The organism is Planktothrix paucivesiculata PCC 9631 (assembly GCF_900009265.2).
Taxonomy (GTDB): domain Bacteria; phylum Cyanobacteriota; class Cyanobacteriia; order Cyanobacteriales; family Microcoleaceae; genus Planktothrix; species Planktothrix paucivesiculata.
Genome location: NZ_LR734998.1, coordinates 85,053 through 97,059, shown reverse-complemented (window position 1 = coordinate 97,059; position 12,007 = coordinate 85,053). Strand labels below are relative to the sequence as shown.

Below are 12,007 nucleotides of genomic sequence, written 5' to 3'. Positions count from 1 at the left end.
GGGGGGGGTTGGGGGGGGTGGGGGTTGGGGAATTACCGGGGTCGGAGGTTCCAGAATATTATCGGCAGTCGTTATAACTTCAGTGGACAATAGGGACGTGCTAGTGGTCGTGGTTTCACCCTCCCTACCTTGGGGAATGGGAGAAAGAATTTCGACCTGGGGGTTAAAGCTGATGGTAATTTCAGGTTGATTATAAAAGGAAGGACTAGAGTTTAACAGGTTAAATACAATATTTGTGCTATTATTTTCTCGAATACGGTGGGCTTGGAATTCATTCATAAGAATTAACCTCGGTTCTCGGTTAAGATTAGCTTAATCTTTATATATCTCATAACTTGAACAGCTTGTAAAATTTTTTTTAGTCAATTTGCGATTTTTTTAGGTTTTTTAAGTATTTTTAACGCTCTATGCAAGTTTTTTTAAACCATAAATTTTTCAAAAGTTCTGTTTATTTGATTGGGGCGATCGCATTTTTTTTATTGATTAATTTTCAACATTCTTGGAGTCAGAGTTTACCCCATTCCCCTGAGATTCGAGGGGTTTGGCTCACTAATGTTGATAGTAATATTTTATATTCTCCCCAGGATTTAACCTCGGGATTGCAACGCTTAAAATCCTTAAATTTTAATACCCTATATCCGACGATATGGCAAGGAGGTTATACTTTATATCCGAGTTCTGTTACTCAGGAAGTGTTTGGAGTTACTGTTGATCCCAACCCGGGATTAGAAAAAAGGGATATTTTGCAAGAAATCGTCACTCAAGGACATCAACAGAATTTTACTATTATTCCTTGGTTTGAATTTGGGTTTATGGCTCCTGCTAATTCAGAATTAGTTAAAAAACATCCGAATTGGATTACTCAAAAACAAGACGGAAGCATGATTAAAAAAGAAGGAGTTGAAGAACGGGTTTGGTTAAATCCTTTCCATCCTGAAGTTCAACAATTTATTTTAAATTTAATTAGTGAAATTGTTAAAAATTATGATATTAATGGGATTCAATTTGATGATCATTTTGGTTTACCTGCGGAATTTGGTTATGATGATTATACCATTAAATTATATCAGCAGGAACATAACGGACAATCTCCTTCTGCCGATTTTCATGAAACCTATTGGGTCAGATGGAGAGCCGATAAAATCAATCAATTCATGAAAAAAACCTTTGAAACCATTAAATCAATTAAGCCCGATTGTATTGTTTCTTTATCTCCAAATCCCTTACATTTTTCGCTACCTGCTTATTTACAAGATTGGTTTACTTGGGAACGAAAAGGATGGATAGAAGAACTGGTTTTACAAATTTATCGCTCTGATTTAAACCGATTTATCACGGAGTTAGAACGTTCGGAAGTAACTTTAGCAAAAAATCATATTCCCGTAGCTATTGGAATTTTAAGCGGGTTAAAAAACCGTTCAACTCCCATGGAGATAATAGAAAAACAAATAGCAGAAACTCGCAAACGTAACTTTGCTGGAGTCTCTTTCTTTTTCTATGAAAGTTTATGGAATTGGTCAGAGGAATCCGCCCAAGAACGTCATCGGAAACTACAACATTTATTCCCAAAGACCTAATATTCCATCCTTTAATGTTTCAGAACTTACGCAAATTGGGGGATGTAACCCTGGATGTAGGGGTAATTCATGAATTACCCCTACTATTGATAGCGGTGATGCGTAAGTCCTGTGTTTGCTACAAATACTTAATCACTATTCCCTATTCCCTATTCCCTATTCCCTGTTCCCTGTTCCCTGTTCCCTGTTCCCTGTTCCCTATTCCCTATAACTTAAATTTCATACAGTCTTCTGAGTAAGGCTAAAATTTGATCGCCGTAGGTGGAATCATCTGACCATCTTCCACTTAATTGTTGAACAAAAGGCGCAATTCCTCGGGTGACAAATTCAAAGCGAGGATCAACAATATCTTGCACTAAAGGTTCATAACTTCCATAGGCTTTTAAATGTTGAATATGGGCTCTGACTCCGATTTCAATTGTCGGGAAAGAAGCACTTTCGGAAGCTCCACCCAAACTTCCTAAACCTCCGAAATTGTTTTGTTCGGGTTTAACAATTCCGCCAAATTGGAGAAAGTTAGTTTCTAAACACATTTGACAGAATCCAATATCATGATTCACTCCTTCTATAGCTGCTTCTTTTCGATAAAGTTTGGCAATTTCAGGAACAGTATTGATCATCGGAGAATCTTGGGTTTTGATAAACATAATTAATTGAACTTCTGTGGTTAAACCATTACCCATAATCTGATCAATCTGACTATGATAGGGACGACTATTAGAACGAAAAACCACACTTCGATTCGGATTATCCCAACCCACAGAAATTCCAAAACTCTTGAAATCAACAGCCCGAATATAAACAATATTATTATATCTAATTCTTCTTACCCGAGCAGAAATTTGTGATAAATTCAATCCAAACTTATCGACTAAATCAATAGGAATATAAGAATTACCATTAACTAAAATTCCATTTTCTCCATAGAGACGACCGTTAATATTAATCCCGATAGAACCATAAACGGCTGTACCTGGGGGAACATTTGGAATAGGATTTGTTGAACTATTTCCTAACCAATTGGTGAGTCCATTGGCAATCCCGATCGCCATATCTTGACGTCGGTTTTGAATTAAAGCGCGATCGGTGGGATTAGTCAGAAATCCTAACTCCAGATACAGAGAAGGAATAGCAATCCAACGGCAAAAAATTAAACTTCCTAAGCCCGTTTCAGTGTCGGGTTTTGCTCCTCGATTGGGGAGTTGGGGGACTTGTTGAAGCAGGGATAATAATAGGGATTCGGCGTCTTGTTTTCGAGATTGATTGTTGGCAATATAAAAAGCTGTAGCACCTCGAATTAGAGGGTTTGATGAGCCTCCCATTTGCAATTCTAAAGCCCTATCTCCAGAGCGGGAATGGGTATTAATCCAATCAATGGTTTGAGTTTGACTCAAATCATCAGGAACCGCAATCACTTGTACACCCCGAGAGCGCAATTCACCGACGACTAAATCCCGAATCCGAATCATTTCTTGGGCTTCGGTTGTCCCTCCGGCAATAGTACCTGGGTCTCTTACACCATTTTCAAATCCTCCATGACCTGCGGACAAAAAAATTCTTGTCATTGTTTACACTCTCGATTTTAAGTTTAATATTAAGGTTAAATATTTTAATTCCCTTTATGGTTTTACACTGTAATCAGGCATTTGTCACCCTAGCTGATCCAAAAATGGAAATTATGGTTGAGTTTTATTCTCAATTGTTGGGCATACAACCGTTAAATTATATTCCCCATCGTTATGCAGAATTTCAGTTACCGAGTTTGAAATTAGGAATTTTTAAACCCCAAACTACTGATATTTCTGAATTTTCTCCGACGGGTAAAACCGGGATGAGTTTGTGTTTAGAAGTCCGGGATTTAGAACAAGCGATCGCCCATTTGGAAAATCTAGGATATCCGCCCCCGGGAGAAATCATCACAGTCGCCCATGGTCGAGAAATTTATGCTTATGATCCCATGGGAAACCGTTTAATTTTATATCAAATTTAGGGGAATTATTCACCCGATTAAATCCAAGAGGGTGTAAAGGCTCAGAATTAACAATAATATTGCTAGTTTTTGGGGGAGTTGTAGACTGGGGGAAGGAATCATCGCTTCCCTAACTAAAATCGAAGTAGATGATCCCGCGACATAACTCATCGACAGCACCAAATAGGGCCATTGTTGATTTCCCATCCAAATCAGGAGTAAAAAAAATCCTAATATTAACATCAGTAACTCAACAAATTGAGGTGGGTTATATTGGGTTGATAACACTAAAGTTTGCCACCAAAAATTCCAACGTCTCATCATGATTAATCATCAACTGTGCATCAGAATTTATTGTAGCCAAGTTTGTTGTCGTAAATCGGATAAAGCTGTTTCTGTTTCTACCTGTTCAAATTGTTGATAAAACCGACCAACATTAAAAAATGGATAGGGAGTTTCTAAGACAACAGCGTGATCGCCCCATTGCTGCATACAAGGAATTAATTCTAGTGGCGCCACGGGAACACAAATCCAAATTGCCATGGGGTGATGAGCTTTTAATGCCTTTGCCGCCACAGCCATGGTCATTCCGGTGGCAATACCATCATCGACAATCAAGGCTAAAGCTCCATGGGGGTTAATCTCAGGACAGGCTGGGGAGAGTCGTTCCCACGCCTGCTGGGCTTTTATCTGAGCCTGTTCTAACATCTTCTGTTGAAGCTCAAGATCGAAGGGTTTGCGTTTCGACCATAGCACATGACCATCGGCAGTAACCGCACCCAAGGCCAATTCGGGGTTATCCGGGAAGGTGATTTTTTTAGCCACAATCACACTCAAAGGAGCGTGCAACCCCTTCGCAATAGGCAAAGCCACGGGTACACCCCCACGGGGTAAGGCATAAACAATAATTTTTGTGTCCCGACTCGGATGTTCTAAACTCATCTGTAACAAAATTTCTTTTGCCAGTTCTTCACCCGCTTGAGTCCGATCTTTAAATATTGGTGTGAATAACATGATCTGCTTGCCCCCGACCATTGCATCATCTCTATGATGACTGTTGCCGTTGAGAGTTGCAACTTCAAAAATTACCACTGGATGGAAAATAGTTGTAAATTGGGTATCGGTTCATCATTAATACCCCATACCCTAAATTCTACTCCATTTAATTATGTCTGATCACGAACAACTGAGTTTATTTAATTTTACAAATACTGAGCCTGCTACTCCATCATCGAATTCAAATCGGGATTTAATTCCGACCGATGCCAAAATTGCCATTCCCGTAGGAACTTATCAAACCTTAGAAGAAATTGCCAACCATTGTAATCATTGTTATCGATGTGAATTAGGGCAAAATCGTACCCATGCGGTTATTGGTCGAGGCAATATTCAAGCACCGATTATGATTATCGGAGAAGCACCGGGGCAAAATGAAGATGAGCAGGGTTTACCCTTTGTGGGCAGGTCAGGACAACTGTTAGAAAAAATTTTGGAATCCGTGGGTTTAAGTACAGAAAAAGAGGTTTATATTTCTAATGCTATTCGCTGTCGTCCGCCGAATAATCGCACCCCGACCCCAGCAGAAATCGAAGCCTGTAAACCGTATTTATTAGAACAAATTCGTTTGCTTAATCCCAAAATAATTTTATTAACTGGAGCAACGGCGGTTAAATCCTTGTTGGGAGATAAACGGGGAATTAGTAAAATCAGGGGGCAATGGATGGAGTGGGAAGGAAGATTATGTATGCCCATTTTTCACCCGGCTTATTTATTAAGAAATTCTTCTAAGGAACAAGGATCTCCGAAATGGTTAATGTGGCAAGATATTCAGGAAGTTCATAACAAATTGAAAGAATTAATCAATGGGGAATAATCGTAGTGAGGCGTTTACGCCTCTATTAGATAGTTAATTCCGAGGTTTGAAAAACAACATTATGGGTCTTTCTATTCTAAGTTTAATTAGATTAAGTTGCAGTTCCCTAGTCGGTAATCCCGTTCGTTCTTTTCTATCAGGAATTGGGGTATTTATGGGGGTAGCCGCGGTGAGTGCAACCTTGCAAGTTAAAAATATTAGCACTGCGGTAATTGCTCAACAATTGGCTGAACGAGATGCACCACAAATAGAAATCTATACACCCTGGAACCCGATTACAAAACAGTCGGTAGAACTGAGTTTAGACGATATCATAATCCTAAAAAAACAGTTGAAAGGCTTAAAATCTATTAGTGGCAGTAGTTGGATATGGTCAGAACAGGCTGTTTTTCAGAATCAGAAAGCCGATCCCTATTTACAGGCTATGACCGTCGATTTTTTAAACACATCAGGACGTAAATTAATTGTTGGACGAGCTTTTAATTCCAGTGATTTTGAAAACTATCAACCCGTAGTTATTATTGATCAATTTTTAGCTGATAAACTCTTTGAAAGTATAGATCCTTTAGGAAAAACTATTTATATTAATTTTAGACCCTATGTAGTGGTTGGGATTGTTGTAACTAAACCTCTATGGAGTGGGCAAGAACCAAAAGGGTTTGTTTATGTTCCGATGGCCATTTATAGTGCAGTTACAGGACAAAAAGAAATCAACAGTTTGCTTTTGCGTCCCTCTAAAATTGAAAATTTAGACCCGATGGGTGAACAGGCTAAAAAAATATTAGAAAAAAAGTTTTCTGGGTATGAATTTGATTTTTATAAGACTGCTGAGGATATTTTGGAACGGCAAAAAACCCTAGATTCTGTGTCTAAAGCCTTATTAGTTGTAGGTGCAATTTCTTTAATTGTAGGCGGAGTTGGGATTGCTAATATTACGATCGCCTCAGTCATAGAACGTACCCCAGAAATTGGACTTAGGCGGGCGGTGGGTGCGACCCAACTAGATATTATGTTACAGTTTATTTTAGAAGCCACTATTTTAAGTTTTGTGGGAGGAACTATTGCCGTTGTCACCGTTCATGGCGCGACAGTTGTTGTGGCTAAACAATTTAAGTTACCCTATGAATTTGAACCGAAAACGGCTGCATTAGCTCTGAGTTCCGCGATATTAGTGGGAGTAGGAGCCGGATTTTTCCCCGCCTTACGCGCTAGTCAACTTGACCCGGTAAAAGCGTTAAGAGGAGAATAAAAACCATTCAAAATACAGAATTATGAGTCTTTCTGGTCTGAGTTTAATTCAATTAAGTTGTAGTTCATTGTTAGGAAGTCCAGTCCGTTCTTTTCTATCAGGAATTGGGGTATTTATGGGGGTAGCTGCGGTGAGTGCAACTTTGCAAGTGGGTAGTATTAGCACTGCGGTGATTCAGCAACAATTAGCTGAACGAGATGCACCACAAGTTCGTATAGTTTCACAGAGAAACCCGATTACCAGACAGTCAGCACCACTAAGTTTAGATGATATCAAAATATTAAACCAACAGTTAAAAGGCTTACAATCGATTAGTGGCATGAATTGGATGGGAAACCAAGAGATTATTTTTCAAGATAACCAAGCGAATCCTGATAGTCTGGCTACAACAATCGATTTTTTAAACACATCAGGAATTAAATTAATAGCTGGACGTTCCTTTAACTCTAGTGATTTTGAAAACTATAAACCTGTAATTATTATTGATCAATTTTTAGCTGATAAACTCTTTGAAAGTATAGATCCTTTAGGAAAAAATGTTTATCTAAATCTTCGACCTTATACGGTAGTTGGAATTATTGATCATAAATATGATGAGGGGGAAGAACCCATTGGAGTTGTTTATGTTCCCATGGCAATTTTTAGTGCCGCTACAGGCAAAAAAGATATTAGAGGTATATCGTTACGTCCCTATCAAATCGAAGATTTAGAGATTTTAAGTAAACAGACACAAAAAATATTAGAACAACGGTTTCCTGGGTATAAATTTTATGCTTGGAATACCATTGAAGACATTTTAGAACAGCAAAAAACCCTGGATTCTGTTTCTAAAGCTTTATTAGTAGTCGGTGCAATTTCTTTAATTGTAGGAGGAGTTGGAATTGCTAATATTACCATCGCCTCGGTGATAGAACGTACCCCAGAAATTGGACTCAGGCGGGCGGTGGGTGCGACCCAATTAGATATTCTGTTGCAATTTATTTTAGAAGCAGCGATTTTAAGTTTTGTTGGGGGAACTATTGCCATTGTCACCGTTCATGGTGCAACGGTTGTTGTGGCGCAACAATTTAAGTTACCCTATGAATTTGAAAATAGAACGGCTATACTGGCTCTGAGTTCAGCTATATTAGTCGGAGTAGGAGCCGGATTTTTCCCAGCTTTACGCGCGAGTCAACTTGACCCAGTAAAAGCCTTAAAAGGAGAATAGGGAAAAATTAAGCATTGATCACAAAATCAGGGATTAAGCATTATGGTAGAACAGCATCATTTAGAGTTGGAATCATCACTCAACTCGGAAAATTCAACGGAATCTGAATCATTCAAGTTTTTACCTTTAGGAATAATTATCACTTTAATCTCCGGTGTAGGTGGGATAATTTTTATAGCCCTTCCCTCTCAACCGATTAATAATCCATCGCCTACAAAGTTAGAATTATTCTCTCCTATAATTCCTGCGGTTCAACCTCCAGCTAATTTTAATCCAGTTCCTCCCTCGGCTCCGATTAATTTTACCACAGGCAATTTAATTGCTCCCACTCCTATCAAATCTAACGATATTTTTGGAATTTTAGAAAATACCAACCCGAATAATAATTCAGTTATTGAATTGAAAACTTTGGAACAAAATATATATTTAACTCCCGAACCTGAACTTTTTAATATAGATAATTATTCATTTAAAGTTGAGCCAGAGGAATCGAACCCGAGGGAAATGATAGAAAATAGTATGACTCCTCTGAATTTAACCGCTAATCGTCCCGAATATCAGAGGATAACTCAACAACTTCCCGAGGTTAAACCTTCTCCCCCGGTTCCGGTTGTTACTGAAATCGATGGCGTTGAATTGACCTTAAATGATGTAATTATTTTGGGTTTAGAAAATAACCGGACGATTAAAAATCAATATTTAGATCGCATTGTCCAACGTCAAGATTTAATTGTTGCGGAAGATAAATTTAATCCTGATTTTACCCCAAGTTTATCAATTAACTGGAGTGATCTTAGTCAAGGAAATTCAACCGTGATGAGCAATGGTTTAGAGTTATCAGCAGGATTAGTGATTAAAATTCCCACGGGGGGAGAGTTGAATATGGGTTGGGTTGGACAGCGACAACAAGAAAATAATTCAGGTTCAGAACGAGATGTTTTAAGACAAAATTTAGCATTAACCTTTAAACAACCTTTATTAAGAGGAGCCGGTGCAAAAGTTAACCGTGCTGATATTGAAGTTGCACGCATAACAGAAACTATTAATTTACTCGATTTGAAATCTACTTTAATTGATAAAATCACGGAAATAATTATATCCTATCGCAGTGTATTACAAGCTCAAGAGCAAGTTAAAATTGCTTTAAAATCTTTAGAAAATGCTAAAAAAGAAGTAGAAAATACTCAGGTTTTTATTGATGCTGGACGTAAACCTAGGGCTGATTTGATTACGGTACAAGCTCAGGTTGCCAGGAGAGAAATCTCCTTATTAAGTTCTCGTAATAGTTTAAAACAACAACAACTCAAGTTGTTGAACTTATTAGATATTGATGAAGATGTTAATATTATAGCTTCAGATCAGGTAGAAATTCAGCCTCAAATTTTAGATTTTAATCAAATTAGACAGTCGGGACTTGAGAATCAACCCAGTTATTTAAAAGCAAAATTGGATTTAGAAAAGGCAAAAACACAATTAATTCTTGCTGAAAATAACCGCCGTTGGAATATAAATTTAGAAACCAGTTTCATTCATAAACCTGCACCAGAAATCACTGAAAACACAACGGACTTACGAGCCGGATTAAATTTTAGTAAAGCCCTGGGCGATCGCAGCATAGAGCGTAATTTTAAAGAGAGTCAGGTTAATGTTTTAAAAGCAGAAAATGATTTAATAGAAGCTAGACAAAACATCGATATTGATGTCAGTCAAGATTTACAAGATATTGAATCAAACTTAAAAAAAGTTGAGTTGGCTCGACGAGAAACAGAGTTAGTTGAACAGCAAATTTTCAACCAAGTGGAGAAAATTAAGTTGGGTGTAGAGGGGGCGACACTTTTAGATCTTGTCAGGTTGCAAACTGACTTAGATGACGCTAAAAATAACGAGTTAAATGCTAAAATAGATTATCTGAATGCCTTAACTAATTTAGAAAAAAACTTGGGAATCACCTTAGATACCTTGGGGATCACCCTAGAACAACAACCTGAACAAAATAATGAATGATTCCGCTCTGATTGAGTTAACCGTAGATACGGAAAATTTACCCCAGGATAAACAGCATCGACGGTTAGATGTGTGGTTATCTCAACAGATTCCTGATCTATCTCGATCGCGGATTCAAAACTTAATTAGCGCCGGATGGGTAAAAATTAATCAACAGGTTTGTACTACCAAAAAAGTATCTGTACAAGGTGGCGATCGCTTAGAAATTATTCTCCCACCCCCGGAACCTTTAGACTTAGAAGCAGTAGATATTCCCCTGGATATTTTATATGAAGATGATTGTCTATTAATTCTGAATAAACCTGCTGGGTTAGTCGTTCATCCCTCCCCAGGACATCAAAATGATACCCTAGTTAATCGTTTATTAGCCCATTGTGATCACTTATCAGGAATTGGCGGGGTACAAAGACCCGGAATTGTGCATCGTTTAGATAAGGATACCACCGGGGCAATAGTGGTGGCTAAAACTGATTTTGCCCTGCAAAGTTTACAAGCTCAAATTAAATCTAAAACCGCCCGTCGTCAATATTTAGGTGTGGTTTATGGGGTTCCCAAAACCGAATCAGGAACGATTAATCAACCCATTGGTCGCCATCCGATTGATCGCAAAAAAATGGCAATTGTTCCCATAGAAAATAGTGGACGGGAAGCGATTACCCATTGGCAAATGCAAGAACGAATTGGCAACTATACGTTAATGTTATTTACCTTAGAAACCGGGCGCACCCATCAAATTCGGGTGCATACTGCTTTTATGGGAAATCCGATTGTAGGCGACCCGGAATATAGTCGAGGAAAAGCTATTGGTGTGAATTTACCCGGACAGGCACTTCATGCTTGGAAACTTACCTTAAACCATCCAATTTCAGGAGAAATAATTGAAGCGATCGCGCCGATTCCAGACACTCTAAAAACGCTTTTAGAAGTCTTACGCCGTCGTTAAAACCGTAGTGAGGCGTTCACGCCTCTCAGGGAGTCCTAAAGGACTCACTACGTTAAAAAAATTAGGGTCTACAAAGGCAAAATTACCGTAAATATTGTTCCCTCTCCCGGTTCACTTTTAACTGTAATTTTACCTTCGTGTAAATCAACAGATTGTTTAACAATTGATAATCCTAACCCCGTTCCTTTAATATTTCCTACGTTACTAGCGCGTTCAAATTGTTGAAATAGTTTATTTTGATAATCTTTCGGTAAACCAATTCCTTGATCGGCCACTTCACACCGGACAAATTGACCCTCTTGGTGAATTGTCAGGCTGACTTTACCCCCATCAGGAGAATATTTGATCGCATTAGATAACAAATTTAATAAAATATGACGCAGTAAATGTTTATCTAAATTTCCCAAAATAACGTCTGGAGAAGTGATTAATACCAGGGGATTTTTAGTATTAGCAATGGGTTTAATTTCTTCGATAACTGCTTGACAAAATTCAACAATTTCTAGGGGTTCAGGACTAAAGATTAGTTTCCCAGATTCAGCCTGACTTAATATTAACAAATCTTCTAAAAGATTGTTCATATTCTGCACGGAGTTTTGAATTCTATCTAAATGTTTTTGCTTTTTATCTTCTGGCCATTTTTCACTATAATCTTTCAACATTCCGGCGGACATTTGAATCGCTGTTAATGGGGTTTTTAAATCATGGGAAGCAATGGAGAAAAACCGCGATTTATCATCGTTAACCGATTGGGCTTCTTGCAAAGAATGCTGCATTTGTAAGGAGGCTTGATGCTTGTTTAAGGCAATTTTAATCGCTGCATGAACTTCTCGCTCCTTAAACGGTTTGAGAATATATCCATAGGATTGCGTTTTTTCAGCCCGTTCTAAGGTTTCATCATCAGCATAAGCTGTTACATAAATAACCGGAATATTAAACTTTTCTTGAATAATTTTTGCCGTTTCAATTCCATCTAAATCCCCCTTAATTACAATATCCATCAAAATTAAATCCGGTTGGGTTTCTGTAACTTTTTCTAATGCCGATACACTAGAGGACGCAATCCCCACCACCACATATTCTAGTTTTTCTAATTTTCTCGCCAATCCTTTGGCAATGATCAATTCATCTTCGACAATTAAAATTTTAATGGCTGCCATTTTTTTCCCTCCTTTCCCTATTAAC

Annotated in this window: 12 protein-coding genes; 7 read left to right on the top strand and 5 right to left on the bottom strand. The window is 38.1% G+C overall.

Features of this window, described 5'->3' with window-relative positions; genetic code table 11:
• Window positions 1-279: hypothetical protein (locus PL9631_RS26010; protein WP_197046257.1), on the bottom strand; the 279-nt coding region annotated here is incomplete at its 3' end.
• A gap of 128 nt (window positions 280-407) precedes the next feature.
• Between PL9631_RS26010 and PL9631_RS03830 the strand changes: the two genes are divergently transcribed.
• Window positions 408-1,577 (top strand): glycoside hydrolase family 10 protein, encoded by a 1,170-nt coding sequence (locus PL9631_RS03830; RefSeq protein WP_083617183.1) that lies wholly within the window; start codon window positions 408-410, stop codon window positions 1,575-1,577.
• A 212-nt stretch (window positions 1,578-1,789) separates the two neighbouring features.
• On the opposite strand, the gene tftA is transcribed toward PL9631_RS03830, so the two are convergent.
• Window positions 1,790-3,142, bottom strand: a complete 1,353-nt coding sequence (gene tftA, locus PL9631_RS03825; protein WP_083617180.1) for a hormogonium tapered terminus morphoprotein TftA — start codon at window positions 3,140-3,142, stop codon at window positions 1,790-1,792.
• Window positions 3,143-3,198: 56 nt separating this feature from the next.
• Here tftA and PL9631_RS03820 point away from each other — a divergent pair, with 56 nt between their 5' ends.
• Window positions 3,199-3,567 (top strand): VOC family protein, encoded by a 369-nt coding sequence (locus PL9631_RS03820; RefSeq protein ID WP_083617285.1) that lies wholly within the window; start codon window positions 3,199-3,201, stop codon window positions 3,565-3,567.
• Between the two features lie 9 nt (window positions 3,568-3,576).
• Here PL9631_RS03820 and PL9631_RS03815 read toward each other — a convergent pair whose 3' ends face one another.
• Window positions 3,577-3,870: a hypothetical protein gene (locus tag PL9631_RS03815; protein ID WP_407947571.1), complete on the bottom strand. Its 294-nt coding sequence runs from the start codon at window positions 3,868-3,870 to the stop codon at window positions 3,577-3,579.
• A gap of 27 nt (window positions 3,871-3,897) precedes the next feature.
• Window positions 3,898-4,560 carry a phosphoribosyltransferase gene (locus tag PL9631_RS03810; protein ID WP_083617174.1) on the bottom strand — a complete coding sequence of 221 codons (663 nt, stop codon included), beginning with the start codon at window positions 4,558-4,560 and terminating at the stop codon, window positions 3,898-3,900.
• A gap of 154 nt (window positions 4,561-4,714) precedes the next feature.
• Between PL9631_RS03810 and PL9631_RS03805 the strand changes: the two genes are divergently transcribed.
• The 5 genes from PL9631_RS03805 to PL9631_RS03785 all read left to right on the top strand — a co-directional run bounded on the left by PL9631_RS03805 (window position 4,715) and on the right by PL9631_RS03785 (window position 10,822).
• Window positions 4,715-5,419: a uracil-DNA glycosylase gene (locus PL9631_RS03805; RefSeq protein WP_083617172.1), complete on the top strand. Its 705-nt coding sequence runs from the start codon at window positions 4,715-4,717 to the stop codon at window positions 5,417-5,419.
• 61 nt (window positions 5,420-5,480) lie between these two features.
• The gene (locus PL9631_RS03800; RefSeq protein WP_083617169.1) at window positions 5,481-6,668 is read left to right on the top strand and encodes an ABC transporter permease; all 1,188 of its coding nucleotides are present in this window, start codon (window positions 5,481-5,483) and stop codon (window positions 6,666-6,668) included.
• A 22-nt stretch (window positions 6,669-6,690) separates the two neighbouring features.
• Window positions 6,691-7,875, top strand: a complete 1,185-nt coding sequence (locus PL9631_RS03795; protein WP_083617166.1) for an ABC transporter permease — start codon at window positions 6,691-6,693, stop codon at window positions 7,873-7,875.
• Between the two features lie 42 nt (window positions 7,876-7,917).
• Entirely contained in the window at window positions 7,918-9,879 is a 1,962-nt protein-coding gene (locus PL9631_RS03790) for a TolC family protein (protein ID WP_083617163.1), read from the top strand.
• Window positions 9,872-10,822: an RluA family pseudouridine synthase gene (locus tag PL9631_RS03785; RefSeq protein ID WP_083617160.1), complete on the top strand. Its 951-nt coding sequence runs from the start codon at window positions 9,872-9,874 to the stop codon at window positions 10,820-10,822. The genes PL9631_RS03790 and PL9631_RS03785 overlap by 8 nt, the downstream gene beginning before the upstream one ends.
• 68 nt (window positions 10,823-10,890) lie before the next feature.
• Here PL9631_RS03785 and PL9631_RS03780 read toward each other — a convergent pair whose 3' ends face one another.
• Window positions 10,891-11,982, bottom strand: a complete 1,092-nt coding sequence (locus PL9631_RS03780) for a hybrid sensor histidine kinase/response regulator (RefSeq protein ID WP_083617156.1) — start codon at window positions 11,980-11,982, stop codon at window positions 10,891-10,893.
• Window positions 11,983-12,007: the final 25 nt, after the last annotated feature.